The organism is Deinococcus misasensis DSM 22328, assembly GCF_000745915.1.
GTDB classification, from domain to species: domain Bacteria; phylum Deinococcota; class Deinococci; order Deinococcales; family Deinococcaceae; genus Deinococcus_C; species Deinococcus_C misasensis.
In genome coordinates this window covers 14,510-38,986 of the sequence record NZ_JQKG01000037.1, presented here as the reverse complement: position 1 = coordinate 38,986, position 24,477 = coordinate 14,510, and the positions used below count along the sequence as shown (strand labels likewise).

Genomic DNA, 24,477 nt, shown 5'->3' with positions numbered 1-24,477 from the left:
TTGGAGCACCTGACCGAGGGTATGGAGGTGATTTTTTCGATAGGGAAAGTGTTCCCTGAGGGCAGCAGTTAGGGTATGCTGGTTTTTGCCAGACGGACAGTGTTTCATAGCAGATTTACTGTACCAGTCTGGCTTTTTTACGCCTCAATCAAACTGTCGGGTACTGAGGCAACGATCATATACTCAATGGTACGGACCACCGCAAAAATTCCAATAAATAAGCGTATCCTCAGTACCCGACAAGTTAAACACACTTCTGGGCAGTCTGCCATTCTTTTTCACTTTGATCGGCTGACCTTCACCCAAGGGCGTTAAATCCAGGTGGGTTTCGACTTGATGCCGGAAGGTTTTCAGGTGCCGTTCGTTGCTGGAAAGGCCTCCAAGTTCATGGGAGGCACAGGATCAGAGGTGTGGTGTTCCTTGATGCGTGCGGATCAACAACTGTACTGGGCCAAAAACGAGGGGCGCGAGTGCATCGTGCACCTCCTCAAAACGCACAGAACTCCACTGTAACGTTCAGGCTGTCTTCGGTGAAGATCTTGTTGTCCTGTGGCTGAGCACAACCATCAGGCAACAGAATGCCTGGTGAGTCAAAAGAGCACGGAAAGGACCTGCATGATGCTCAGTGAACGCATCAACCAACTGATTGGCACTCTGGAAGAAGCCTGGGAGCAACATCACTTCAAAGCGTTTTTGCTTGCGTTGAGGAAACTGATGGATGAGTTGCAAGTGGAACACCATGGCTTGTTGCAGCAGGAACCTTCCTTTTCGGCTTGCGTTCAGCACCGCAGGGTGGCATTGCGGCATTTGCGGGAGGCTTTGAAACTCAGTCAACTCAGCAGTCCGAAACCCCTGCCTTTGATTCAGCAGGCTCTGCTGGAGGCGTATCAGGCTTTGTGACCGGCAGGTCAGGGAAAACCCCCATCCTTCAGTTTCCCTTCAGGTGTAGAATGGGTGCAGGAATCCGGCAGGCCATGCCCCCAAGTGCACCTGCCGTCTTCCTGTCCAACACCCTTACCTTTTTATCGTGTCATGTTCCTCACCCAGAGTGGATGGGTGATGTCCTTCATGGGTTGGAAGACCTTGTGCCCCAGAGTCATCCAGCAAGAGAAAACTGCAACTGCTGGGCACACTTGAAGGAGGAAGCCGATGAATGCAAGTCGACGTGTTGGGTCTTCTGCCCACAACTCCAGGAAGTTGACCCCGTGACTTCGTCGTGGTTGACCCCCACCAAGCACCCCCATGCCACCATCTTGCTGCACCTCCCGGAATTCCAGGCCAGTGAACTGCAAGAAATCCTGCGTGACACAGGACACCAAAACATCCTCTGGGAACCGAAAACCCTGCCTGAGGAGGAACCCAAGTCGGTGGACGTGCTGATCACCCGAATGGAGGGCCTGCCTTTGCATTTTGCTTCTGCTGCCCGCATCTTGTGTTGCCTGCCCAACACCGACCTTCAAGGAAAACACAGCGCCCTCAAAGCAGGAGCGCACGACTTGCTTTACACACCCATCGATGCACAAGAAGCCCTTTTGCGGATCGAGCACCAATTGCACACCCAAAGCCTCATCCAGCAACTCCAACAACACAACACAACCACAGAAAACCTCTTGCAGGAGCACACCCGAGATCTCGAAGCAGCCCTGCGGGGCATCCACCACATCCTGCAACGCGTATCGGCCTCCCTCCATGACCTCACTGGGCGACCCACCACCAAAACCACCCAACTCACCCACCTCCTCACGCAACGTCTGCTCGATGAAGAAACCACCCACCACTACACACTCGCCGTACAGTACAAAGACCTCGGGCATGCCCTCACCCAACCCGATTTGCTGTCCAAAACCACCCCCCTCACCCCCCATGAGCGCCTGATCATGCAAGGCCACACCATTGAAGGAGCGAACCTCCTGAAAGCCGTGAAACACCCCGTGTTCACAGCAGCCGCACTGATGGCCCTCACCCACCACGAAAGGTGGAATGGCACCGGTTACCCTCTGGGACTCAAAGGCCACCACATCCCTCTGGCCGGCCGGATTGCTGCCGTGGCAGGGGTGTTCGATGCGATGACCAACCCGAGGCCGTACCGGCCTGCGTTCTCGCTGCAGGAAACCCTCAGGTATTTTCGTGAGAAGGCAGGGGTGTTGTTTGATGGTGAGGTGGTGAAGTTATTGCCGGAGGCGGTGCGGTTGTTGGGTTGAGTCGCATCTTTCAGGGAGTTTCAACCCAGAGGTGCAACCAAGGGTGGTCGGTAGATTCAGAGGTCATTTACCCTGAACGGAACCATAAAACGTTGGTGGTTCCACTTGAAGGCACAGGTGCTTGCACTTGGGTGATTGCGGAGACAAACCTGTTTTTGGTTTTGTCTGATCCAGATTCCATTTCTGCGGGTACTGGTGTTTCACAAACTGCCTCCAACTTAAACTTTCGGAACCTCTGATGTCCTGTTGGTTTTTGAGGTGCATGGAGGCAAAACCACGGCTGAACGAGGTAAAACCCAGTTTGGGTCAATCTTGGGAATCACCTCAGTTTTTTTCTTACACCAAATTCTGAGGACAAAGCCCTGAAGCCTCCCCTGCTACAGTCACCCCGACACCACAGGAGGCCCAACATGACCCCACATCCCCAACCCCAGACACGCTGGTACACCCTCATCTGGCGCTGGCATTTCTATGCCGGAGTGTACGTCGTCCCCTTCATGCTGATGCTGGCCCTCACCGGCCTGGTCATCCTCTTCCAGCCCCAAATCGAGCACCTCCAGTACAAAAACCTCCTCAGCGTGGCCCCTCAAGGCCAGGAGAGCACACCGGAACAACAACTTCGGACCGTTCAGCAAACCTACCCCAAAGCCGAAATCACCCGCTACAAAGCCCCCACTGGACCTGAAACCTCCGCACAATTCAGCCTCCAGCAAGACGGCACCGACCAGACGGTATACGTGAACCCCTACACCACACAGGTCCTCGGGACCGTCACTGACGAAGACCGCATCGGCAGCATTGCCACCACCATCCACGGCACCTTCCTCCTCGGGGACCTCGGGGACCGCCTGATCGAAATTGCTGCAGGCCTCGGGGTGGTTTTGCTGATCACCGGACTTTACCTGTGGTGGCCCCGCAAGAATGGCATCTACGGCACCCTGAAGGTCCGTAAGAACCTCAAAGGACGCCAACTCTGGCGTGACCTGCACGCTGTGGGGGGGTTCTGGGTGGGCGGCACCCTCCTTTTCTTCCTGATTTCCGGCATGGCTTGGACCGGCATTTGGGGTGGGAAGTACGTGCAGGCCTGGAACACCTTCCCCAGCAACATGTGGAACGAAGTGCCCACATCAACCCAGACCCTTTCTACCCTCAATAAACCCGGCGAGAAAATCGTTCCTTGGAACCTCGAACAAACTTCCCTCCCACAGTCGGGTTCCCAAGCTGGCAAGGCTGGACTCCCTCCGAAAGTGACCCTGAGCGGCGTAATAACATACACCCGATCCAGAGGCCTGTCTTCCTTCTGGGTGGCCTTCCCAGACGGCCCGAAAGGGGTGTGGACGGTCTCTGCCAGCACCATGAGTGGGGATCTCACGGATGCCCGCAAGGACACCACCTTGCACATCGACCAGTACACTGGACGCATCCTCGCAGACATCGGCTGGAAAGATTACTCCCTGGGGGCCAGAGGCATGGCTGCAGGCATCGCCCTTCATGAAGGCAAGTACGGGGTGTGGAACCAGGTGTTGGGTGCCCTGTCCTGCCTGTTGATCGTGCTGGTCTCGTTGAGTGGCTTCGTGATGTGGTGGCAACGCCGTCCCGCCGGAGGGTTCCGCCTCGCTGCTCCTCCCGTACCACAACACCTGCCCGCCTGGAAAGGCGCAGTGGCCTTGATGCTGGTGATGGGGGTCCTTTTCCCGCTTGTCGGATTGACCCTGCTCATGGTGTTCCTGGTGGACTTCCTGCTGGTGCAACGCATCCCCGCTTTGAAACGCCTGCTGGCCTGACATCCAGATGGATCCAGGCCCACACGAAACCGTGTGGGCCTTTTGCTGGGTTGGAGGCCTCAGGGTTTCAGGGTGAAGGCCCCCAGCAGGTTTAAAAAGCCTTGGGTGCTTACCGCACCCATGTGGGCCTGCTGGTATTTGTCCTGCTTGAAGTCGTACACCTCCCCACCGACCCCCTGCTGGAAAGCCTTCGCGACATCCAGATTCACATTCACCTGCAGTCCAGCATCTGGTACAGCAAGGTTGGTTTTGTTCATCATCAAATCAAACAGGTTCACTGGAATCAAGTTGCTGTCTGTCCCCAGGTGCAAAGCAATGGATTTCTGTTCCAGACCCAAGTTGGCTTTCCCCTCAATTTTCAGGAACACGTACCCGGGATTCCATGCCCACACCATGCCAGAATCTACGCCCAGAGGGGCTTTCTGGAAGGTGGGATCGAGGTGATTGAGTTCTTTTGGGACCCCAACACTGAATCGGATCCCTTTGTAGTTCCCGGTGGGCACATCAGCATCCAACACCTTCACCTGGGATTGTCCATTCTGGAAATCCAGCAACCTGACCCCCGGAATTGGCAGGAAGCTGCCGTCTTGCTGAATGAGCGCCACTTCACTCACGTACAGTTTCACAGTACCGAGGGTCAATGGAATCCCACTCGGGGTGCTCAAGGTGTCCCCGATTTTCAGGGGAGCAGGTCCGACCGTGAGGTTCAAATTCAAAGTGAGAGGGGCAGCAACAGCTGAAGACAGCATCATCAACGTCATCAACACAGGGGTTTTCATGCTGACAATTGTCCCACGGCGCAAGTATGCACTTTGTCCTCAGGGTTTTTCTGAGCCCTTCGGGGACAGTTGGTACACCACCGCATGGTGCAAGAGTTGCTGGCTGTCCCGGAGCCCCAGTTTCTGCTGGATGTGCCTGCGGTGCGTGTACAGCGTCTTCTCATCAATGGAGAGCCGCTCACAGATCTGCCCGGTGGACAGCCCCACCCCCATCAAATGAAACACCTCCTGCTCCCTCGGGCTCATTTTGTCCACCTTGCGGGTGTTCACCTGCGGTTCCAACAGGCCCAAAAGTGCCCCTTGCAAATCCTCTGGGGGTGCGTTCTTACTGAGGAAGTATTGTGCCCCCAAGTCCAGGGCCCGCTTCTGGAACGCTGGAGAATCCAGGGCCGTGAGCACCGTTACGCAAGCTTGCGCAGAGAACTCTGACAGCACCTCCAGCCCATTGCCATCTGGCAGACTGAGATCAAGCAGCACATGGTCCGCTTCCCTCACCAGCAGCCTCGCTTCCTGCAACGACCCCGCTTGCAGAACTTGTGCTTCCGGGCAGGCCTGCTGCACCAGATACACCATTCCCGCCCGGACCATCAGGTGGTCTTCGATGATGAGCACGGTGATGTCTTTCATGTCCACCACAACTTCAATTCTGGACCTTTGCTGGTGTTTTGTAACTTCAAATCCCCACCTTTCAAGCGCATCTGGGTTTTGCAGACCTGCAACCCCAGCCCCAGTTTCACGTGGTGCATCACGCCTCTTCCATTGTCTGAAATGGTGGAGCTGCCTTTCTGGTAGGTGACCTGCACCCGCCTGCCTTCTCCATGCTGCAGGGCTTGCTCAGGGTAGGTTTTCATGCGTTCCAACGGAGCATTTGAGCGGCGCAAGAGCACGAAAGTGGTCATGGAACCACACAGGGCGGTCAGACCCGAGAGGGTGGTGTCCATCAGGGTGTGGTGGTGATCGTAGCCATCTTCGAAACCCAGCACCTGATGGGCAATGAATTGAAACAGGGCAACCAGTGCCACGACGAGGAGGGCAGTGAACAGGGTGAGGGTTTGTTGCCCTTTGCGCTTCATGCCAGAAATTCTATCTGGAAAGGGGCCACGGATGGACCCTCAGGTTTTTTCTTAAGCCATCAGGGTTTTCACCTGTGTGTGGCATCATGCTGTCATGCCAAAATGGCCGGGTGTGATGCAAATGCTGGTGGCGGTCCTGTTCCTCATGCAGGTTCCGCTGCACCTGCAACACAACGTGCAGGGCACCATGCTTTCCGCCCCACATTCCTCCAATCAGCATGTGCATTCCCATGCGGGAACGGACAAACCTGAACCTCACCCTATTGGTGAGGATCTGCCTTCGTGCTGTGCACCAGTGCTGTCTGACTTTCCCACCGCACTTTCCCTTCCTGATGTGGAAGAGGTGCGAGGGATGCTGAACGCAAAGAAACCTTCTCCTCTGGCGGCCTTGAGGGTGCGGCCAGGTGCGCGGGACCCTCCGGTGGGGCGTTTTGCCTGACCGACCAGAGTCCTTTCGCCCTGAATTCACACCAAGGAAGTGTTCGATGTTGAAGAAAATGTTTGCTGTTGCCGCTGCGCTCCTGTCTTCTGTTGTTTTTGCCCATGCCACCGTGAAGACCGAAACGGGTCTGACCGAGAGCCTTGCGGGGAAATCTGAAACCTACCGCCTGCAGGTGCCCGTAGAGAAGGACCTGGCCACCACCGAAATCCGCATGGTGGTCCCGGATGGAGTCAAGGTCAGCCGCTTCATTCCGGTGCCTGGCTGGACACGCACCGTGGAGAAGGACGCCAATGGCCGCATCACGGCTGTGACTTGGAAAGGCAATCTGGAACCGATGGAGTTCATCCGTTTCTTCTTTGCTGCCACCAACCCGGCGGATGCGGGCACCATTTCCTGGAAGGTCTACCAGACCTACAGTGACGGGACGGTGGTGCCATGGGATGACTCCGCTGCGGAAACCCCGGCCAGCAAGACCACCCTCAAGTAAGTGAAAAAACCCTCCAGTCAGCAATCCAGAAAATTCTCTCCTCTCCCGTTCAAAACGGGAGGGGTGTGGCTTTTTGTGCTGTTCTCAGCAGTGGTTGGGGAAGGCGTGTTGCGCTCCTTGTACCCCATGGAGTCGCACACCTTCATGCAGCGGCACAGTGAATTCTATGGTTGGCTGAGCATTTTTCTGTTGCTCATTGTGCTGCTGGAGAGGCCATTGAGGCTCCTGAGGGAACGGAGGGTGCTGGGTGTTTCCGCGTTTGTGTTTGCAGCCCTGCATTCCTGGTTGGCGTTTGATGCGGTGCTGGACCGCGACTGGGAGAGGGTGGAGTTCGATCAGTGGGCGATGTATGCCGGTCTGGTGGCCCTGGTGGGCTTTGTGCCACTCTTGATGACCTCCACGAACTTTGCGATGCAAAGTCTGGGCAGACACTGGAAGACCCTGCTCCGTTTGAACGTGCCACTGGGTGTGCTGCCCATCCTGCACACAGTGTGGATTGGGGCCCATTTCGGGGTGGAGCCGTGGAAGTGGACGTCGGTGACCTTGCTGCTCTTGATGGGCTTGATCCTAGGGTACCGCGTTGTGAAAGGAAAAAAACATGAAGAAACTGCTGCTGTCCTTGCTGGTGATGGGGGTCGCTCCGGTGCTGGCCCATGAGATTGAGAAAGATGGCAATGTGGGTGCCCTGATCCACATTGAGCCGGATGATGCGCCGGTGGTGGGGAACAACACCACCTGGTTTGAAGTGAACCAGAAGGGGGGCATTCCGATCACCTTGAAGAACTGCACCTGCAATTTGCAGGTGTTCGCGGGGTCGTACAAGGCGGGGGTGAAGGCGCAAAGCTCCCCAAAGCTGGTGATGGACGGGAAGCATCTGAAGGCCACGGTGAAGCTCCCCAAAAACGGGGCTTATACGCTGGTGCTGTCTGGCATCCCGAAGGCGGGAGCGACTTTTAACAAGTTCACTTTGCAGTGGGTGGTGCGAACCGGGGTGTCCAATGAGGACGAGGAACACGGGCACGACCACCAGTGAAGGTCAAGAAGGGCAACTTTCCCTGCCCTTCTTGTGAGTCATCCTCCCACATGCACGTAAGGCCGGTACTGCAGCTCAGGTTCAGCTTTCCGCAAAATCTCGTGGGTGACTGGGGCAATGTCCCCCTCGCCGAACAGGATGAACCTCAGTAAGAACAAAATCGGGTTGCCTTCCGCCCAGCGGAAGTAGGAGAGCGTTTCATTCCGGGGGATGTAACCTGCCCTTGTGCTGGAAGTCACCTCCCCACAGGTCTACCAATCTAAAGCCATCTTGCAAGGCATCACCCCCATGATCTGGAGGCGTTTCACTGTCCCAGACACCCTACTGCTCCCACAACCACACATGGTTCTCCAGACCCTCATGGGCTGGGAGAACATTCATCTCTACACCTTTCACATCTACGGTTCCACTTACGGAAGCGCTTCGGGTGGAGCTTTCTCGGACATCCCCATCAAACAATTCCGTTTCCAGCCCAGAGAAAAAATGCTTTACACCTATGACTCCTCTGAGTTCCCGCGCAGTACCTCGTGGGAACTTGAACTCCGATTGGAACGTATCAGCACAAATGTTCCCGCCGAGAAACGCCTCTGCTGCCTGGATGGGACCAGACGTGGACCTCTGGAAGACCTGGGTGGACCTGCAGGCTACCGTCAGTGGCTCCTGAGTCGGTATTCCGATGAAGCCCTGAAACCCCTGATTCGTATGGCTGAAATTGTGGATGTGATTCTGGAGCAAACCGAGGGTTCCATTCGGGACCACATCGACCTGGATGAACTGCAGGACCTGAGAGACCAGTTGGAAAGGTGGCACGATGAAGACCCCAAACATTTCGATCTGGCAAAGGTCAACCAGAACCTGCAGGACCGCTGGGCTTCAAGGCAATCCTAACTGAGATTTTTGTGTGTTAGGCCAGTTCCCCAAAGTGGGAGAATGAGCCTGTCATGCCCCTTCGAGCCGACAAGCCTGCTGAGATTTTTGGTCCTCCAGACCCTGATGCAAATCCTGGCCGGCTCGAAGTTTTTGGTCCAGACGCCACAGTATTTGAAGTCTTGAAGCTTGCACACGATGTTTCGTCGACTGAAGCTGGGTTTGACTTTTCCTCATCCAGGAGGCAAGTATGTTCATTCTTGGCATTGATGTTGGCAAGTCTGAGCTTCACTGCAGACTCCTCAAAGTGACGGACCAGGGTGCCAGCAAGCTTGGTGCGATCCAGGTCTTCTCGAACTCGCAAGATGGTCAAAAGCGCCTCAAACAGTGGTTGGAAGGTCATCAAGCTCTGGGTGACATGCCCATGCAGTCATGGAAGCCACCGGGGTCTATTCTCAGCGTGTCGCGCACTTCCTTTACACCTCAGGATGCCGAGTCAGTGTGGTCAACGCAGCCAAAATCAATTTTTTTGCGAGGAGCAATCTCAGACGAGGAAAAACGGATTCGATGGATGCAGAGCTCATTGCCCAGTATGCCCTGAACATGAAACCGGTAACCCACCCGAATCGAACTGGAGCACCTCAGGGCCCTGCTGAGCGAGCGGGAGACCATCGTCAACCTGATCACACTGGAAAAGAGCCGTCACTATGCTTTTGATCACATCCAGCATCCGTGTGCGGCTGTGGTGCAGCTTTGTGATCGATGTCTGGAACTGCTGGAAAATCAGCTGAAAGAAGTGGAAGGCTACATCAAACAGGCCATCAAACCGGACCTTTTGCTCCAGGGACAGGTGAAGTTTCTGACGTCCATTCCTGGGATTGGTGTGCTGACTGCAGCTATTCTCCTGACAGAAACCCATCACTTTTTGCTGGACTGTCTCCGGTCCCCAGATGGTCTGGCCAGATGGTCGGTTGCTGCACGATTTCCAAGGTCGGCAACAAACGCATTCGAACAATTCTCTACATGTCAGCAGTGACAGTGACTCGATTGAACAATGAACAGGCTGAGTTTTATCGTCGCCTGGTGAAAACGGGTAAGCCCAAGAAAGTGGCTTTGATCGCACTGGCACGTAAAATCCTCAGGGTGCACTTCGCGGTTTTACGCTCCGGTGAACCCTCTGTGAAGGGCCACCGCAGTCAACTGGCTTCGCCAGCTTGACGCAGGAGGCCAAACACAGTATTTGCACCGATGCAGGGTCGTATGATCTATTCAGCCAAAAATCATGTGGGACAATAAAAATGGGCAGAGTGTCTACGTCTGCCCATCAATTATGATGCGCCCTACTGTCCCTCTTGCCAAACCGGAACCAGAAAGAGCTGTTCCAGATTCAACTCCGAGGCTTCTTGAAAAGCAGCCGGCAAGTGCGACCCTATCACCACCCCCTCGGAACGTCCTGTGCAGCCAGCCGCTTCTACAATCAGTACCACTGGAACACCAGAGCACTGATGAAAGCTGTCCAGCAGCATATCCTGCAACAGCTGTTTAAAGCCTACCCTCGACGGTCAGGTCGCAAACCCACTCTGGACGTGCTGGTGGACCTCACTTCACAAAGAAGGCCAATTTCCAAAGCTGCCCGTGTCCTACGTCAATGGCAAGTACGGTTTGCACCTGGTGGTCTACCTGCTGATCGGCAAAGTTAGATTTCCCTGGTCTTTTGCCGTATGGAAAGGCAAAGGCCATGCCAGTGAAAGCAAATTGGCTGTCGGCATGATCAAATCTCTGTGCCGCCAACTGCAGGGACGTTTTTACCTGAAGATCTTGACCGACAGTGGCTTTGATCACCAATACTTCTTGCCATCAATGGACAGGATTTGGGTTCTGCACACAGGCTTGCTTTTGCACCTGCAACAGTTGTTTTGGGCTTTTGCTGCCTTTGTACAGGTGAGAGAAGCCCCACCAGAGTTCAGAACACCAGAATTCCTGCCGTGTCCGAGGTCACGCCTTTTCCTTCTTTCAAGGTGAGGGTGCTTCCAGAGCGGGAAATGGTGTAGGAGGTGTTGGGTTTCAGGCCCACCACATGGTGTTTTTCGATGCCCGCAGGGACGCTGCATTGCAGGGTGTCGTCTGCGAAACACACCCAATGGTTGCCGATCACCAGCCCCTGTCCTTGCGTGAGGGCTCTGGGCTCTGCTTTCCCGGCGTGGATCACCGTCAAAAACACCACCTGACTGGGTGCCCCTGAAGCTTCAATGGTGAGGCGCTGGGCTTCCGTTTCACCGTGCGCAGCAGGAGAAGGGTCCGGATCACCCACAAATTCCCCTTCTTTGGCCGGAGCTTTTTTGACCGACAGGCTGACTTTCTCGGGCAGCAGGGAAGTCACCGTGAAGGTTTGCCCCGAAGGGGTTTTTCCGGCTGCGGTGCGCCCCTGAACACTCAGGGAGGCTGGAAAGTTGAAAGGCAGGCGTTTGAATTTCCCGGCACCTCTGGTGGACAGTTCATCCCGAAGGATCACCGTGGACGGCTCCAACCAGAGCACCTCCCGGACGGCCCTGGTGACGGCCTGCAGGTTTTCGTAATCGGAGTTGTAGGCTGCAGTGGCGTCCCCGGCTGCGTAAGTGTACCCTTTCCCGAAACTGGACTTCAGAAGTTTGGCGTCCCCGGATGGACGGTACAGCCAACTGGACCCTCTGGACCACAGCAACTTGCGGTAATCGTCCCGGTCGATGGGGTCGTTCTGGATCAGAGGGGCATTCTGGTTGTCCGAGGCAGACCAGCCAAACCCGTACCCAACCCGTTTTTTCAGGATCCATTCTCCCTGCGAGAAGAATTCCACAGACAGGGCATCTGCAGCCTGATGGTCGATGGAGTTCCAGCCTGCCGTGAAGCCAATGCCACTGGCTTTCTCGGTCCAGTCGGTGCGGGCCAGAATTTTACCGATGCCCTCGATCCTCTGGTGGGTGGGGTAACTGCCCCGTGGATCCTGAGCTTTCAGGGCCGGATCAAAGAGCAAAAAGTACAAAATGGCATTGGTGAAGCGGTTGTCGTCCCCTCTGGAACGGGAAAGCAGTTCTTTTTGGCCTCCCGGCGGAATGAAGGTCTGAATCCACCGCATCCCAGAAGCGTTTTTCGGGTCTTTCTGCAGGGCCGCGTACACCCCCAGAGGTCCAATCGCTTCGATGGGGTCCGGGGCGTAATTCTCCTGTCCATCCCCGTACCACAGGGCCTGAAACACCTGACCGTGGTTCTCATCCGGGGTGCTTTTGGGCAGCAAAGAGGCCAGCAGGGCCTGCGGGTAGGCTTTCCAGAACGGATTTTTGAAGGTGCTTTGCGGCAAGTTGTCCTGATGGGCAGTGTGCAGGGCCAGCAACAGTTGCGCCACGTAACCCATGCTCTGGGGGCTGTACTCGAAGCCCTCACCCCCGAGGCCCCCTCTGGCAATGGTGGAAAGACCGTGGTCAATCACGTACAGGTGGCGTCCCAGAGCCAGATTCAAGTTCTTTTTCAGGATGCCATTTGGGTCATCTGCTGGGTCCAGACTGAGCGCCATCAGGGCGGCGTTGCGGGCATGCGCGGTGTAATAATTGTTCTGTGACCACCTCACCCCACGCTGGCTTTGCAGCAACTCAGGGGTGTTCATGAGGGTTGCGGTGCCGTCCAAAAAGCATTCCGTGCCGGGGTCCGAGCAGGGGTACCCGAGCTTCAGGTCCATGTTTTCGGTGGTCCAGCGCTCAAAGACTTTCACAATGCGCTTCTTGTCGGCTGCGGTCAGGGTGGGGTAAATCCAGTCCACGGTGAGGCCCCACGCTGCCCCATGCCATCTGGAGCGGTTGTACACCGTGAATTCCCGGTCCCGGTAGGGTTTGCCTTCGGCAGGTCCTTTTTCCGCTTCCGTGATGGCCTTCAAGAGCAGTTTTTTGGACCTCTGGGCGTAATCCGCCCGGTCTTTCTGCGGACCCACCAGAGACATGAAGGCAAACAGGGCCGCGTACTGCTCGACAGGGTCCGACTCGTAATCGATGCCGCCCGAGTCTTCCAGTTTCCCCTGATCCATCTGGCGTTTGGCGTTCAGGGCGCTGGTCAGCAGGCCTTCCTGATAAATGGGGTTTTTGGAGGTGGCCCAGCTTTGCAGCTTTGGCAGGTCCGCACCGGTGATCCACAGTCTGGGGTGACTCTGGCCAAGAGCACTCCCGAGCACCCCCAGCACGGTTAAAATCAGGATTTTTTGCATGTCGCCCCTCACTTCTGACAGTCCAACTGCACCCGAAAAGAAGGGGCAGGGGTGGTGTAACTGGCCCCGGCTTTCTTCACCGATTGCCCCATTCTGGTCGGGTCAATGTCCAAGAGCAAGGTGTCCGGCTTTTCCACCAAGCCCGCCTCGGTGAAAATTGGGTAGTAAAACTTCAGTTGATGCTTGGCACTCGCGCTCTGGGGCAGGTTCTTGAAGGTGAGTTTCTGCACATCCAGAGGGTCCACCCCGAGGGTGGTGCTGTCCGCGAAGGCCAGATGGATGCCCATGCCGGTGCCGTCCATGCCGGTGTCGGTCAGGTTGAGGGTGGTTTTGCTGCCGTTGCGCACTTCGATGTCCAGTCCCCACCCGGGGGTGTTCGCATCCTTCTGGATGGCTTGCAGGTTGCTGACTTTGATGCGCCAGATGCCGTTGAACAGCCATTCGTTCAGGCAGCCCTGCAGAGCCACTTTCTGGTTGGATCCCCCCTGAACCCCGACCACCACCACTCCGTTTTGCACGGTGTAAGGAATCCCGAGGCTTTTCAGGGCCTCAAGGGGAATGTAGGTTTTGCCGTTGATGGTGAGGGCCGGCGTTGCGGAAGTGGTGCCGTTCACGAGGAGTTTCACGGGGGTGTTGGCGGCCTGAGCGGAAGCCAACAGCAGAAGGGGCACCAGCAAATGCAGGTTTTTCATGGTTTTTCCTTTCACACAACGTCACTTGAAGTCGAAACGCACAATCAGGTGCACCAGACTGTCGGCTTCGCCCGTGGACACGAAGGTTTTCTCGAAGAACGCGGCCCCTCTCTGGTAGGCGTCTGCGACCTCACGCAAGTTGAAATTCAGGTCCCAGTTGGCCACCCGGTCGTTGGGGCCAGCGTCGTGGTCCATCAGTAGGCCGTTGATGTGCATGAACTGGTCCTCACCAAAATTCACGTTGTAGGTGCGGTCCCCCAGAGCGTCCGAAAGCATCACGGTCTGCAAGGGGTAAACCGGGGTGTTGCGTTCCTCGGGCACGTCATACAGCTTGACCCCATCCACGGTGATGGTGCCGTACAGGTCGTCGTAGGTGTCATCGTCGGGAATCAACAGGGTGAAGCGGAATTGTGGACGCAGGGCCACGCTGCTGGCCGAGCATTCTTTGATTTCAAATTCGGTGGTTTTGTTGATGGCGGCCACATCGTCGTTGGTCAGGTAACGCAGGGTGTAGGCGATGGGACGGTAGGTTTCGATGGGGGTGCTTGGCAAGCTGAAGTAATCGGCGAAACGTCCGGTTTGCAGCAGGCGCTTGGCGGACTCCTCGTCCCCTCCGAGCACTTTCACTTCGATGCTGCTTTCAGAAAGGACTTTCCTCAGGTCGGTTTTCAGGTTGCCTTGCACCGAAGTGAACACCCCGGAGTAGGACGCTTCGATGGCCGCGATCATCTGGCTTTCGGTGTAATTGGATTCCATGGTCAGTGCCACAATCCGCCCGAAAGCAATGTTGGACACGTAAGCGGGCACGTTCGAGTAAGACAGTTCCTTGCTGGCCCCGAGGCTTTCCAGCGTGGAAACCGGGGTGTTCCCGAGCAGGCCCACCGCTGGACTCTGGCCTTGCAGGTCAAGGGCCACGTTGTAGACTTTCTGCACGAACAGTCCAGTCACTTTGTTGCGTTTGCTGGTGTAGCGTTTGGAGATGCTGGCGTTCACGCTGCCCATCAAGAATGAGCCATTGAATCCGGCTTGCAGCATGGAGGATTCGAGGCTGTCACTGATCGTGACTTTGCTGTACAGGATGCCTGCTCCGGCCTGCAATCCACTGCTTTTGAAGCGTGAAACCAGACTTCCCAGTCCTGCCGAAACCCCCGCTGGGGAAGCCTCCACCACTTCACGGTTGCCGGGAAAATTCAGGCCCCCGAGGTACAGCACCAGGTTTTTCCGTTCGCTGGTGGGGACGCTCAGGCTTTTGTAACTTCCCCCTTTGAGGCCGTTTTCCTGCGCGAGGTTCCCGAGCCACAGGTTGTTCATGGACCCCTCGAAAGTCACGAACTCCTGAGGGTTGCTGTTGAAGCTCACCCGGCGCACCTGACACAACTGGTTGCCGTTGGGGGTGCTCTGGGTTTCGGTGCGGCTCTCCAAATCTTGCAGGCCAGTGGCTGAGGGGTTTTTCTTGATGGGCTTGGCAGCAGGTCCGGCCAGCAAAGCCTGAAAAAACGCCTGCGCTGAGGTGGTCCCGGTGGGGTAGGGAGGCAACTGGATCTGGATTTCTCCCACCTTCAGTTGGGTGTTCACCAGAGGGGCATCAAACCACCAGTGCAGCAGGTCCTGCTTTTCCCCTCTGGCAAAGCAGTCGATGCGCTCTTGCCCCCACGACAGGCAGTTCACTTTTCCGGTCGGTGATCCACTTTGCGGCTTCAGCACCCATTTTCCGATGCCCGGCACTGCCAGACGGTCAAAGGTGCGTCCATCGCCCGCAAAGAAGCAATCGGTTTGGCCTGAAAAACCCTGCACGCACTCGGGATCGGAGGCCAGAGCCCCATCCTGTTTCTCCCACCCTGAGAACCTTTCTCCATTCCAGTGGATTTTGTACAGTGCGCGGTCCCCTCCCCGTGCGAAGCAGGACAGTCGGTTGACGCCTTCCGTCACACAAGACGCCCGACTGGTGAGGTCTCCTCCCAGGGTTTCCCAGTCATGCCAGTTCTGCGTGTCATCGGTGTAATTGTGGTAGAGCTGGCGGTCCCCTCCCCGAGCAAAGCAGTCGATGCGCCCAGCGGCCCACGACACGCAATCCGGGGTGTCCAGAAACACGCCCCCCAGAGGCTTCCAGTCGGACCATTTCCCTTGCCAGCTTTTCTGATATGCTGCCCCGTCCAGCCCTTTCACAAGGCAGGTGACTTCATCCTTCTGGGTGGACAGGCACTCCGGGCTTGCGGAAAGTCCCCCTCCCAGAGATTCCCACTGGCCCACCTGTTCCCCTTCCATCCACAGGTGCTGCAAGGTCTGGTCGGTGCCTTTGGCAAAGCAGTCGATGCGGTCCGCTCCCCAACTGGTGCAAGATGGGGCCTCCACAAACTTTCCTCCCAGGGGTTTCCAGTCCGACCAGCCCGGTTTCCAGCTTTTCTGGTGCAGGTCTCCTGCTGCACCCCGCACAAAGCACGACAGGGTGTTGGGTTTGGTGCTCACACAACTGGGGGTGTCGGTGATCTGACCCCCCAGAGACTCGGGGTTCTGGGCCCCTGCCCATGACACCAACAACACCAGTCCAAACCCCATCCATTTTTGCATCCAACGTTTCATGGGACCTCCTGTTTGCCTCAAGGGTAGAAAAACCCTTGTCCTGAAGTCTTGAGGCCAGGTTGTCCCAGACTTCTGGGACAGGGCACCTCTGGAAAATGGGACAGCAAAGCCGTCAAACTGAGACAGATGAAACCCCTGCCTTGGCTGTACCCGATTTTTGCCCTGCTGGTGGTGGTGTTCTGCTGGCATCCCCACTGGCTGGAGGTGGTGTGGAACAGCCGGGGCAGCCCGGTCTGGCAACCCGAGCACTCCACACTGCGGGTCACTCTGGACGCCCTGACCGCCCTGTTGTTCGGACTTGTGGCAGGGATGGCTGCCCAGCAAAAACAACCCCTTCTGGGCCTGATGTGGGTGATTTTGGGAGGACTGGCCGCCTTCTGGGACCACGCCCTTTTGCAAGGGGGAACCTTGGTTTTGCTGCTGGGAGGGGTGCAACTGGTTTTTCTCTTCAAGCATCCTGAATGGAAGCGGGTTTTGTTCTTCCCGATGCTGGTATGGCTGGGCATTGAGGCCCTGCAGGTGCTCCTCACCCCAAGGGTTCACATGGGCGATGTGCGCTACCCGGCTTCTGTGCTGGGATTGCCTCAATTTGGCGTGTACCTGTTCGGACTGGTGCTTCCGGCCCTGTCCAGTTTGGTGTCTCTGCTGGTCTTTCTGAGGGCCTCCTTGCTCTGGCTGGAAAGCTGGATGAAACACCGTCAAGTCTGGCTGAATGGGGCCACGGTGTTCGTGCTCTTGAGCGGCAGCATCGCTTTGCTGTACGTGCTGGTGGTGGGCGGGCTCTCTGCACTTCTGGGCGAAGTGGTTTCTCTGGTGCTGGCTTCGGTGCTCACCGCGCTCTTGGTGCAGCCCCTGCAACTGGGTTTGCAAAAAGCAGTCAACCGACTGTTTTACGGCGATAGGGACGATCCCTACCGGGTGATGCAAGCCCTGCAAGACAAACTTTCGCAGCCCAGAGAGCCTCAGGTGCTGCTGCAAGAAGCACTCGATGTCTTGCGCCTCACCTTGAAATTGCCCCATGCCAGCATCCACTTTTTAAACGGTGAAACGCTGGAGAGTGGCATGCCTTGGGGCCCCCAGCAGGGGTTTTCCATGGTGGTGCAGGGAGAGCAGGTGGGGGAATTGCGGGTGTCTGGCCGCGGAAAAGGTCAACTGCAAAGCCGGGATGTCACCTTGCTTCAGGACCTTTCCACACAACTGGCCCGCGCTGCCCACGCCCTGCAACTCCAGAAGCAACTGCAGCAGGCCAGAGAGCAAAGGGTGCTGGCCACCGAAGAAGAACGCAAACGCCTCCGGCGCGACCTGCACGATGGGCTGGGTCCTGCTCTGGCCGGACTGGGCCTCAAACTGGAAGCGGCCCGCCTGCAAGCCAAACTTCGTCCCGAGATGCTGGAAAACACCCTCTTGCAACTCAAAACCGACAGTCAGGAACTGGTGCAGGACGTCAGGCGTCTGGTGTACGACTTGCGCCCACCCAAACTGGACGATCTGGGCATCGCGGAGGCGTTGCTGGAACTGCTGGAGCGCTGCAAGGAAGCAGGACTGACCACCTCCTGTCAGCTTCCTTCTTCGTTCCCTCCCCTCAGTGCTGCTCTGGAGGTTGCGGTGTACCGCATTGCGCAGGAAGGGCTCACCAACGTGATCAAACACGCCCATGCCACAAAGTGCGAACTGCAGGTGACGGTGCAAGCACAGCATTTGCACCTGAGGATCATGGACAATGGAAAAGGCCTGCCCGAAATGCGGGTGGCTGGCGTGGGCTCAGCCTCCATGCGCGAACGCACCGAAGCCCTCTCCGGGAATCTGCTCTGGGAGAACCTTTCCCCCGGCACCCTGTTGCACGTGGTTTTCCCGCTGGATGTTCCAAGTGTTTCCCTGCCCTTGCGAGGCCCACATGACTGAAGTTTTGCGTGTCCTGATTGCCGATGACCACAAACTGTTCCGCGAAGGGGTCAAAGCCCTGCTGTCCATCATGCCTGACCTGCAAGTGGTCGCCGAGGCGCACACCGGACGGCAAGCGGTGGACCTCGCGTTGCTGCATCAACCCGAGGTGGTGCTGATGGACCTGCAAATGCCGGAAGTCAGTGGCATCACCGCCACCCGTGAAATCCTCAAAAACAGCCCCCAGATGGGCATTCTGGTGGTCAGCATGTTCGATGATGATGACAATGTGTTCGAGGCCATGAAAGCCGGAGCCAGAGGGTACATCCTCAAAGGGGCCGACCATGAAGAACTGTTGCGGGCCATCCATGCGGTGGGACGCGGTGAAGCCCTGTTCGCGCCCAGCATCGCCCGCAAACTGATGGGGTTCTTTCAAAGGCCCCGCAGCCTGCCGGACCTGTTCCCTGAACTCACCGAACGGGAAAGGGAAATCCTGCAGTGGATTTCCAAAGGGCTCTCCAACCCGGACATTGCCCGCAAACTGGAAGTGGCCGACAAAACCATCCGCAACCACATCACCAGCATTTTCTCGAAACTGCAAGTCACCACCCGCACCGAAGCCATCCTGCGTGCCAGAGAGGCCGGACTTTGAAACCGCTCTGGGTCGCTTTGTGTTTGCTGCTGGTTGGATGCAGTCCCGAACCCGAGATCCTCTCCTTCAACCGGGGGGTGAATCTGGAAGGTCTCCTCCAGTACCCACCTTTTGAAGCTCTGGATACGGACCGCCTGCAGGTCATGAAAGAGGTGAGGGATGCTGGATTTGATTTTGTGCGGGTGCCCATCAACCCGCAGTTCTTCATGGACGACCAGAGTGAAAGGGCCACTGCAAGCCTGAAATTGCTGCTGGAAGCTGCCAAAAAGCAACAACTCAAGGTGGTGCTGGACGTGTTTCCTGAAGAAGACACCCTGAAATTGCCGGTTCTGCAGAAAGAAAATGCCTACCCGGTCTATCTGGCGTTTTTAGAGAAAATGGCTTCCCTGCTGAAAGGACAGTCCCACGCGGCCCTCGAACCGATGGACGAGCCCCACGACCCCACAAGGGACGACTGTGAACCCTCAGCATTCGACTGGAACGGCATGCAAGGGGAGATGCTGAAAGCCATCCGGCGCGGCAACCCCAACATCACGGTGGTGCTCTCCGGGCTGTGCTACTCGGGCATGGAGGCCTTAAAGCAACTGGAGCAAGTCAACGATGCAGCGGTGATCTACACCTTTCATTACTTTGAACGGCACATCTTCACCCAGCAAGGCACCGACCTTTACCCCTACACCCCAAATTTGAAAAATGTGCCTTATCCGGCCAGCAAGCTCTCCATTGAAACCCTCCTGAAAAACGTGCCAGCAGAACAGCAAGAACGTGCCCTGCAAAGGCTTAAACAGTATGAGGGTTTTGACAAGAACACCATCTTACAAGAACTCCAAGAGGTCTCCAATTGGGCCAAACACAACGGCGTGCAGGTGATGCTCGGGGCTTATGGTGTGCACCGAAACGCCCCAAGGGCAGACCGTGAGCGGTGGCTTGGTGACGTGCAGGAAGTCACCGAAAGCTTGAAGATCCCCCATGCGGTGTGGGCGTGGGATGGAGAATACGGCGTTCAACCTTGAGTCAAAGAATCACCGATCAGGGTAGCTGGACCAATGGAACGTTGCAACATGAAGTCGCATTCTGATTGAGTGGACGTAGAAGGGGTTAACGTAAAGGGTGTTTTGAAAGTTTGTTGGGAGAAGGGTTACCCTCGCTTTTTCATGACTGCAAGTGGTGAGCCCATCCCCAGAGGGCCAACAATTTGTACATGTGGCACGGATGGTACCACACCTCAAACTCTGTGCCCATCGCTTCTCGTACCATCAAAGGCGTCCAGTTGGGTCCAACAGGAGAATCTGGATCAGCAAGCCACTGCTGCACCAACTTCTCCTGGAGAGCAGAAAGTCGTCTGGGACGTCCCTTGGAAATCCTCCCCTTGAGGGCTGGCTCTCCAGACAGCAAGTAGGTCCGCCTCCACAAATACATGGTGTGTCAGGAAACCCCAAAGTCTTTGGCCCAGGTGGGCCCATGAAATTTCTCTTGCTGGAAACGTTCGATAAAACGCATTCGGCGTTTTTCCAATTCCACACGCAATAGCCTCATGATTTCGCCAGCCTTTTGAGCATCAAACGAATCATCACCTCAAAGACCAGGTTCTCTGAAGTCGCTGGAAGTCATTCGTAGTCTTTGGCCATGCGCCTGGACCTTCCCAGCCAAGCAACAGTTCACTCGACCACCCACCTGCGTTTCAGCACCACGAAGCCCTCTGGGACCTCCACCTGTGGAGGTGGAACTTGATCTTTGGGCAGCCACACTCGCTTGACACCTGTCCAAGGGTGTTTCACGATTTCAATGGTCCAGACCAGCTTGTTTTTGATTGCCTTGATCAGGTCACCCCTGTAATTTGATCTGCCCAGACGTGCTGCATTCGTGGGAAGATAGGTTTGAGACCAGCAAAGACCTTGGGAGCGGCCTGACGGTCCTGCAGATTGCCCTCGTGCACCACCACTTTGAGGATCAGCCCCAGAGTGTCGACCAGGATGTGGCGTTTTCGACCATTGACCTTTTTACCGCCGTCATAGCCTCTGGGTCCTCCAGCTTCGGTGGTCTTCACCAATTGACTATCGATGATTCCCGCACTGGGGGTGGGTTCTCTGCCTTCCCGAAGTCGCACCTGTTCGCGTAAAGCAGTATGAATGCTTTCCCAGAGGCCTTTGATTCTCCAGTTACGATGATAAGCGTAGACTGTTTGCCATGGGGGAAAGTTAAAGGGTAAAAGTCTCCAGCGGGCAGGCCCCATTCTGGGTGCCGTTTTGCCCAAGACGGCAATGCCACCTCTGAGCACGTAGAAAATGCCATTGAGGATGTGTCACAGAGACCACTTCCTGGGTCGCCCCATGTGACTTTCGGGTGGGACCAGAGGTTCCAGAATTTTCCATTCTTGATCGGTCAGATCACTGGTGAAACTTTGGCTTTTCATGGCTCAGCGTAAAAAAAGTGCCAGTGGACTACAGTGGCACTTTTTCCAGTTAAGGGCGAGGTAAAATCAGGAGAATCTTCTGCCAGAGACTTTCAAAACACCCTTTAGCTGTACTCTGGGGCTATTCAAGCTTGGAAAGACTCATCCAGAGTCTGTCGAGCCTTTTCTGCGATAAGCTATCCAGGTGAATCCCCAAGAAAGTCCTGAGACCATCCTTGCAGGGTGGCGTTTTCAATGGTTTGGTTGGTTGCCGTTGGAGCAGGTTCAAGATCCAGATTGGTGTCCTGAAGATCTGGTGTTGCTGGTGAATTATCTCCAAGAGACACCCATCGTGATGCTCCCCGTTTCAGGTCGGCCGCTGGTGTGCTCTCTGTGTGGAGAAATCATTGGGAAGAATGGCGCCATCCAGAGTGATGGTGTTTTCATCTGGCCCATCAGTCTTGGTCACAGGGTGAAGAAGCATCACCTTCGCCTTCCTACGAATTTCATTGAGCACATCCGAAACAGAAACTATGTCATCAGGGAGGAGATGCTTTCGTTAGAGGAAGAAGATCATATCGAAATGTTGCAACTCCAGATTGAGCGTTATTTGTTGGATCAGTAACATTAACCTTGACCATTCAAGGGCTTCGACACAGCGATCTCCAGAAAGTGCAGCAGCCACCACACCAAATCTGAGTCATCACCAAACGAATGGCAGGAAGAGTCTGTGCTCTTCCAGACAAGATGTTTGCCACACGCAAACTTTGCAAAAACAGTAATGCCAGCAAGCAAAGCACGCAATGGTGTTGCAGGCCCAGCCAGGAGCGTCCTTCAAAATGGCTCAGTCCGACCTCCTGCTTCAATTCGCGATGACTGAGTTCACAGGCCCAGCGCTTCTTCAAAACCTCCACCAATCGCTGCAAAGAAGTGAATTCTGGTAGGTTGCACACGTAGTATTTCTTTTCTGATCCCCGGTCTTCCCCAATGATCCAGGCCCGCTCGCCCGGTAAATGGCAAGCAGAACTGTTTTGTGGACCATCCGCCAGACAGACATAACGTGCAGCAAATTTCCCCTGCAGGGGTCCCTTGGTCCCCTGTCGCCAGACCACGTGATGCCAGGTTTCACTGTCCAGAACCTTTTCAATGGTTTCACGAGGATGACTGGTCAGGGGGTGTTTTGGTGGCCGTCCGGTGTTGCGTGGGGCCACAGGGTAGACTTCTACATCTCTGGGATAGACTTTCTGGATGCGTGGAACGCCCATGGACCAGTGCAAGCCTCTGTGGGTCAGTTCATACCGGAACTGTGCATTGGCTCCATAGGCTGCGTCTGCGAGGACCACACCAAAGGTCAAATGGTCTTTGAGCTGATCCAACTCTTCCAGGGCCAGCCGCCACTTGGGTTTGAACTCTTGGTCGGCAGCAGGAATTTTAGCCCTCTGGCAACGCATTGGGTCTTCGGTCCATTCCCTGGGTAAAAACAATCGCAGGGCGACAGGAACGGAGATTTCATCTCTGGCTAGGGTGAGGGAAACCAGACACTGGCAGTTGGTGAGCTTTCCCACCTGGCCTGAGTATTGTCGGGCCACTCCAACGGAATGACGGCCATATTTGGTGAGGCAGGTGTCATCGACAATGAGAACGGCTTGTTCTCCACCCAGAAGTTCGCCAGCTTTCTGGGCGATCAAGTGTTGCAGCGGTTCTGTTTTCCACGGGCTGTCGGTGATGAAGTGCTGGACGCAATCTGCTTTTCCGGGTGCAAACAGATCTGAGAGAGGTTGCATGCTTTTTCGATGTGCAGGACTACACAATCCCTTGATGTAGGTGGCAGACCAGTGCCTTTGTGCTTTGTAGGGGTAGTGGGGCTCAAAGTCCTGAAACCACTGGGTAAAGTGTCTGGACCATCTTGGAAAGAGGGGTTTCATTCCTCATTTTGTGCCTCCATCTAGAGACTTCCCTGAATATCCCCAGAGTACAGTTAGCAACTGTATTGAAAGTCAAGTACAGGTGAGGCAGGACTCTGAATGCATCCCTGAGTTTCAGGAGAGATGCGGCAAACCTCGCAGGCAAGTCTGACCAACTCCCATGAACCCCCCGGAATTCTGACCGCAAGACGCCCTGCAAGTGAAGGGCGGTGCCCTGCCTGAGCCACCACACCTGGAATTGCGCCTCGTGCAGCAGGCACACCTGCAGGGCCAGGCCCTGGTAATACCCACACCCACTCCGGCCAGTAATGTGCAATTCAGCCACCGCTGGAGCACATGGGGTGAAAGTCAGGTCAACGGTGTTGATCATGCTTGCCCCTTTCCGGTCAGCGGTGACTGACCACATGGATGTCCACCTGCTGGGTTCCACGCAAAATCCGGTCGATGATTGATCCATGCAAGAGCCGTTCCCATCTGGACCTGCCACTCTCCCCGAGGATGATCTGGGTGATGTGGTGCTTGGAGCAAAAATCAATCAAGGTGGGGGCAATGCTGCGCGGGGTTTGCAGCACCTCAAACTGTCCCCCCAGTGTTTCCGTGATGGTTCTGAGGCCCCCGATGCGTTGACCTTCCTCTCTGGAAGGGGCATGGGATCGCACATGCACCACAAACAGTTCCCCTTTGAGCCTTCTGGCCATGTGGGATCCCCGGCGGATCAGGGTGGTGGCAGATGGGGCGAGCGTTACGGCCACCAGAATCCGCTCTTTGATCAGGCTGACTTCCGGAACTTCCACGGTGTCCGCCACGTTCCTGAGGGCCAGTTCACGCAGGAGCATCAAGTTGTCCAGTGTGAAAAAGTTCGTCAGGGCCTGCTCGATCTTCTCGCGTCGGTAGATTTTCCCCTGTTTCAGGCGTTCCTGCAGGGTCTGCGGGGTGACGTCCACAAAGACAATCTCCTGGGCGTCTCTGAGCACTCCATCTGGCAGGGTTTCTTTGACTTTCACGCGGGTCAGACGCAACACCAGATCGTTCAGGCTTTCCAGGTGCTGGATGTTTACGGTGGAGATCACGTCGATGCCTGCTGCCAGCAGGGTTTCTACATCCTGATGCCGTTTCGAGTGCTGCATCCCAGAAGGGTTGGAATGGGCCAATTCATCAATCAACACCACCTCAGGTTTGCGGTCCAGTAGGCCCTGCAGGTCCAGTTCCTGCAGGGCCATGCCCTTGTAGGGGAGTTGCAGCCTCGGGAAGACCGGGAGGCCCTCAGCGGCCCTGAGGGTGTCTTCCCGCCCGTGGGTTTCCAGCACCCCGATCACACCGTCGTGTCCAGACGCAATCTGGGAGCGCAGGTCTTCAAGGGCGCGCATGGTTTTGCCCACCCCTGCGGCCATACCCACGTAGATTTTGTGGTGACCTCTGCGTTCACGCTGGATGTTCGAGAGGATTTCGTCCGGGGTCACT

The 24,477-nt window shown here is 56.1% G+C and carries 26 protein-coding genes and 1 pseudogene; 15 read left to right on the top strand and 12 right to left on the bottom strand.

Annotated elements, in window-relative coordinates:
- Window positions 1–336 precede the first annotated feature (336 nt).
- The 4 genes from Q371_RS27190 to Q371_RS18185 all read left to right on the top strand — a co-directional run bounded on the left by Q371_RS27190 (window position 337) and on the right by Q371_RS18185 (window position 3,985).
- Entirely contained in the window at window positions 337–513 is a 177-nt protein-coding gene (locus Q371_RS27190) for a hypothetical protein (protein ID WP_157442801.1), read from the top strand.
- A 102-nt stretch (window positions 514–615) separates the two neighbouring features.
- On the top strand, window positions 616–900 hold the full coding sequence (locus Q371_RS18195; protein ID WP_034343012.1) for a hypothetical protein: 285 nt from the start codon (window positions 616–618) through the stop codon (window positions 898–900).
- Window positions 901–1,205: 305 nt separating this feature from the next.
- Window positions 1,206–2,201 (top strand): HD-GYP domain-containing protein, encoded by a 996-nt coding sequence (locus tag Q371_RS18190; protein WP_169743884.1) that lies wholly within the window; start codon window positions 1,206–1,208, stop codon window positions 2,199–2,201.
- A 410-nt stretch (window positions 2,202–2,611) separates the two neighbouring features.
- A complete protein-coding gene (locus Q371_RS18185; RefSeq protein ID WP_034343008.1) occupies window positions 2,612–3,985 on the top strand; it encodes a PepSY-associated TM helix domain-containing protein in 1,374 nt (457 codons plus the stop codon).
- Window positions 3,986–4,044: 59 nt separating this feature from the next.
- Here the strand turns inward: Q371_RS18185 and Q371_RS18180 are convergent, their stop codons facing one another.
- Genes Q371_RS18180 through Q371_RS18170 form a run of 3 tightly spaced genes read right to left on the bottom strand, consistent with a single transcriptional unit; the run spans window position 4,045 to window position 5,837 of the window.
- Window positions 4,045–4,764, bottom strand: a complete 720-nt coding sequence (locus Q371_RS18180; protein ID WP_034343005.1) for an MbnP family protein — start codon at window positions 4,762–4,764, stop codon at window positions 4,045–4,047.
- A gap of 39 nt (window positions 4,765–4,803) precedes the next feature.
- On the bottom strand, window positions 4,804–5,391 hold the full coding sequence (locus tag Q371_RS18175; protein ID WP_157442800.1) for a response regulator transcription factor: 588 nt from the start codon (window positions 5,389–5,391) through the stop codon (window positions 4,804–4,806).
- Window positions 5,388–5,837, bottom strand: a complete 450-nt coding sequence (locus tag Q371_RS18170; RefSeq protein WP_034343004.1) for an ATP-binding protein — start codon at window positions 5,835–5,837, stop codon at window positions 5,388–5,390. The genes Q371_RS18175 and Q371_RS18170 overlap by 4 nt, the downstream gene beginning before the upstream one ends.
- A gap of 94 nt (window positions 5,838–5,931) precedes the next feature.
- Here Q371_RS18170 and Q371_RS18165 point away from each other — a divergent pair, with 94 nt between their 5' ends.
- From Q371_RS18165 to Q371_RS18150, 4 genes are all read left to right on the top strand, one after another.
- Window positions 5,932–6,276, top strand: a complete 345-nt coding sequence (locus Q371_RS18165; protein WP_157442799.1) for a hypothetical protein — start codon at window positions 5,932–5,934, stop codon at window positions 6,274–6,276.
- A 46-nt stretch (window positions 6,277–6,322) separates the two neighbouring features.
- The gene (locus Q371_RS18160; RefSeq protein WP_034343000.1) at window positions 6,323–6,766 is read left to right on the top strand and encodes a DUF1775 domain-containing protein; all 444 of its coding nucleotides are present in this window, start codon (window positions 6,323–6,325) and stop codon (window positions 6,764–6,766) included.
- A gap of 105 nt (window positions 6,767–6,871) precedes the next feature.
- Window positions 6,872–7,423, top strand: a complete 552-nt coding sequence (locus Q371_RS18155; RefSeq protein WP_157442798.1) for a hypothetical protein — start codon at window positions 6,872–6,874, stop codon at window positions 7,421–7,423.
- Window positions 7,365–7,799: a hypothetical protein gene (locus Q371_RS18150; RefSeq protein WP_034342995.1), complete on the top strand. Its 435-nt coding sequence runs from the start codon at window positions 7,365–7,367 to the stop codon at window positions 7,797–7,799. The genes Q371_RS18155 and Q371_RS18150 overlap by 59 nt, the downstream gene beginning before the upstream one ends.
- Window positions 7,800–7,837: 38 nt before the next feature.
- Here Q371_RS18150 and Q371_RS18145 read toward each other — a convergent pair whose 3' ends face one another.
- Window positions 7,838–8,038, bottom strand: a complete 201-nt coding sequence (locus Q371_RS18145; RefSeq protein WP_034342992.1) for a hypothetical protein — start codon at window positions 8,036–8,038, stop codon at window positions 7,838–7,840.
- Here Q371_RS18145 and Q371_RS18140 point away from each other — a divergent pair.
- The 3 genes from Q371_RS18140 (at window position 8,025) to Q371_RS28170 (ending at window position 9,884) form a co-directional block, all read left to right on the top strand.
- A complete protein-coding gene (locus Q371_RS18140; protein WP_034342990.1) occupies window positions 8,025–8,687 on the top strand; it encodes a plasmid pRiA4b ORF-3 family protein in 663 nt (220 codons plus the stop codon). The two genes, Q371_RS18145 and Q371_RS18140, sit on opposite strands and share 14 nt — an antisense overlap.
- Before the next feature lie 411 nt (window positions 8,688–9,098).
- Window positions 9,099–9,383, top strand: a complete 285-nt coding sequence (locus Q371_RS26550; RefSeq protein WP_084571520.1) for an IS110 family transposase — start codon at window positions 9,099–9,101, stop codon at window positions 9,381–9,383.
- Between the two features lie 45 nt (window positions 9,384–9,428).
- On the top strand, window positions 9,429–9,884 hold the full coding sequence (locus tag Q371_RS28170; protein ID WP_084571519.1) for a transposase: 456 nt from the start codon (window positions 9,429–9,431) through the stop codon (window positions 9,882–9,884).
- A 381-nt stretch (window positions 9,885–10,265) separates the two neighbouring features.
- Here the strand turns inward: Q371_RS28170 and Q371_RS18110 are convergent, their stop codons facing one another.
- The 4 genes from Q371_RS18110 to Q371_RS25985 form a co-directional block, all read right to left on the bottom strand.
- Entirely contained in the window at window positions 10,266–10,508 is a 243-nt protein-coding gene (locus tag Q371_RS18110) for a hypothetical protein (RefSeq protein ID WP_034342976.1), read from the bottom strand.
- A 121-nt stretch (window positions 10,509–10,629) separates the two neighbouring features.
- Window positions 10,630–12,894, bottom strand: coding sequence for a hypothetical protein (locus Q371_RS18105; RefSeq protein WP_034342974.1), 2,265 nt, complete (start codon window positions 12,892–12,894; stop codon window positions 10,630–10,632).
- Window positions 12,895–12,902: 8 nt separating this feature from the next.
- The gene (locus Q371_RS18100) at window positions 12,903–13,586 is read right to left on the bottom strand and encodes a hypothetical protein (RefSeq protein WP_034342972.1); all 684 of its coding nucleotides are present in this window, start codon (window positions 13,584–13,586) and stop codon (window positions 12,903–12,905) included.
- 21 nt (window positions 13,587–13,607) lie between these two features.
- Window positions 13,608–16,166: a DUF8189 domain-containing protein gene (locus Q371_RS25985; protein WP_051964753.1), complete on the bottom strand. Its 2,559-nt coding sequence runs from the start codon at window positions 16,164–16,166 to the stop codon at window positions 13,608–13,610.
- 126 nt (window positions 16,167–16,292) lie between these two features.
- On the opposite strand from Q371_RS25985, the gene Q371_RS18090 reads away from it, so the two are divergent.
- From Q371_RS18090 to Q371_RS18080, 3 genes are read left to right on the top strand one after another with little or no spacing between them, the layout of a single operon-like run.
- The gene (locus Q371_RS18090; protein ID WP_084571524.1) at window positions 16,293–18,068 is read left to right on the top strand and encodes a sensor histidine kinase; all 1,776 of its coding nucleotides are present in this window, start codon (window positions 16,293–16,295) and stop codon (window positions 18,066–18,068) included.
- Window positions 18,061–18,699, top strand: a complete 639-nt coding sequence (locus Q371_RS18085; RefSeq protein WP_034342968.1) for a response regulator transcription factor — start codon at window positions 18,061–18,063, stop codon at window positions 18,697–18,699. Before Q371_RS18090 ends, Q371_RS18085 begins: the two co-directional genes overlap by 8 nt.
- On the top strand, window positions 18,696–19,712 hold the full coding sequence (locus Q371_RS18080) for a glycoside hydrolase family 5 protein (RefSeq protein ID WP_034342966.1): 1,017 nt from the start codon (window positions 18,696–18,698) through the stop codon (window positions 19,710–19,712). Before Q371_RS18085 ends, Q371_RS18080 begins: the two co-directional genes overlap by 4 nt.
- A gap of 139 nt (window positions 19,713–19,851) precedes the next feature.
- On the opposite strand, the gene Q371_RS28235 is transcribed toward Q371_RS18080, so the two are convergent.
- Window positions 19,852–20,118: a COG3415 family protein gene (locus tag Q371_RS28235; RefSeq protein WP_425388045.1), complete on the bottom strand. Its 267-nt coding sequence runs from the start codon at window positions 20,116–20,118 to the stop codon at window positions 19,852–19,854.
- A gap of 113 nt (window positions 20,119–20,231) precedes the next feature.
- Window positions 20,232–21,112 (bottom strand): annotated as a pseudogene (locus tag Q371_RS18075) (IS5 family transposase).
- A gap of 184 nt (window positions 21,113–21,296) precedes the next feature.
- On the opposite strand from Q371_RS18075, the gene Q371_RS18070 reads away from it, so the two are divergent.
- The gene (locus Q371_RS18070; RefSeq protein ID WP_157442797.1) at window positions 21,297–21,716 is read left to right on the top strand and encodes a hypothetical protein; all 420 of its coding nucleotides are present in this window, start codon (window positions 21,297–21,299) and stop codon (window positions 21,714–21,716) included.
- Window positions 21,717–21,732: 16 nt separating this feature from the next.
- On the opposite strand, the gene Q371_RS18065 is transcribed toward Q371_RS18070, so the two are convergent.
- Window positions 21,733–23,016 carry an IS701 family transposase gene (locus Q371_RS18065; RefSeq protein WP_051964751.1) on the bottom strand — a complete coding sequence of 428 codons (1,284 nt, stop codon included), beginning with the start codon at window positions 23,014–23,016 and terminating at the stop codon, window positions 21,733–21,735.
- Window positions 23,017–23,402: 386 nt separating this feature from the next.
- Window positions 23,403–24,476 (bottom strand): universal stress protein, encoded by a 1,074-nt coding sequence (locus Q371_RS18060; RefSeq protein ID WP_051964749.1) that lies wholly within the window; start codon window positions 24,474–24,476, stop codon window positions 23,403–23,405.
- Between the last annotated feature and the right edge of the window lies 1 nt (window position 24,477).

Bases quoted from the DNA above. Each gene is read 5' to 3' on its own strand.
- Q371_RS27190 (WP_157442801.1), top strand. From the start codon at position 337: ATGCCGGAAGGTTTTCAGGTGCCGTTCGTTGCTGGAAAGGCCTCCAAG.
- Q371_RS18195 (WP_034343012.1), top strand. From the start codon at position 616: ATGATGCTCAGTGAACGCATCAACCAACTGATTGGCACTCTGGAAGAA.
- Q371_RS18185 (WP_034343008.1), top strand. From the start codon at position 2,612: ATGACCCCACATCCCCAACCCCAGACACGCTGGTACACCCTCATCTGG.
- Q371_RS18180 (WP_034343005.1), bottom strand. From the start codon at position 4,764: ATGAAAACCCCTGTGTTGATGACGTTGATGATGCTGTCTTCAGCTGTT.
- Q371_RS18175 (WP_157442800.1), bottom strand. From the start codon at position 5,391: ATGAAAGACATCACCGTGCTCATCATCGAAGACCACCTGATGGTCCGG.
- Q371_RS18170 (WP_034343004.1), bottom strand. From the start codon at position 5,837: ATGAAGCGCAAAGGGCAACAAACCCTCACCCTGTTCACTGCCCTCCTC.
- Q371_RS18165 (WP_157442799.1), top strand. From the start codon at position 5,932: ATGCCAAAATGGCCGGGTGTGATGCAAATGCTGGTGGCGGTCCTGTTC.
- Q371_RS18160 (WP_034343000.1), top strand. From the start codon at position 6,323: ATGTTGAAGAAAATGTTTGCTGTTGCCGCTGCGCTCCTGTCTTCTGTT.
- Q371_RS18150 (WP_034342995.1), top strand. From the start codon at position 7,365: ATGAAGAAACTGCTGCTGTCCTTGCTGGTGATGGGGGTCGCTCCGGTG.
- Q371_RS26550 (WP_084571520.1), top strand. From the start codon at position 9,099: ATGGAAGCCACCGGGGTCTATTCTCAGCGTGTCGCGCACTTCCTTTAC.
- Q371_RS28170 (WP_084571519.1), top strand. From the start codon at position 9,429: ATGTCTGGAACTGCTGGAAAATCAGCTGAAAGAAGTGGAAGGCTACAT.
- Q371_RS18105 (WP_034342974.1), bottom strand. From the start codon at position 12,894: ATGCAAAAAATCCTGATTTTAACCGTGCTGGGGGTGCTCGGGAGTGCT.
- Q371_RS18100 (WP_034342972.1), bottom strand. From the start codon at position 13,586: ATGAAAAACCTGCATTTGCTGGTGCCCCTTCTGCTGTTGGCTTCCGCT.
- Q371_RS25985 (WP_051964753.1), bottom strand. From the start codon at position 16,166: ATGAAACGTTGGATGCAAAAATGGATGGGGTTTGGACTGGTGTTGTTG.
- Q371_RS18090 (WP_084571524.1), top strand. From the start codon at position 16,293: ATGAAACCCCTGCCTTGGCTGTACCCGATTTTTGCCCTGCTGGTGGTG.
- Q371_RS18085 (WP_034342968.1), top strand. From the start codon at position 18,061: ATGACTGAAGTTTTGCGTGTCCTGATTGCCGATGACCACAAACTGTTC.
- Q371_RS28235 (WP_425388045.1), bottom strand. From the start codon at position 20,118: ATGTATTTGTGGAGGCGGACCTACTTGCTGTCTGGAGAGCCAGCCCTC.
- Q371_RS18065 (WP_051964751.1), bottom strand. From the start codon at position 23,016: ATGAAACCCCTCTTTCCAAGATGGTCCAGACACTTTACCCAGTGGTTT.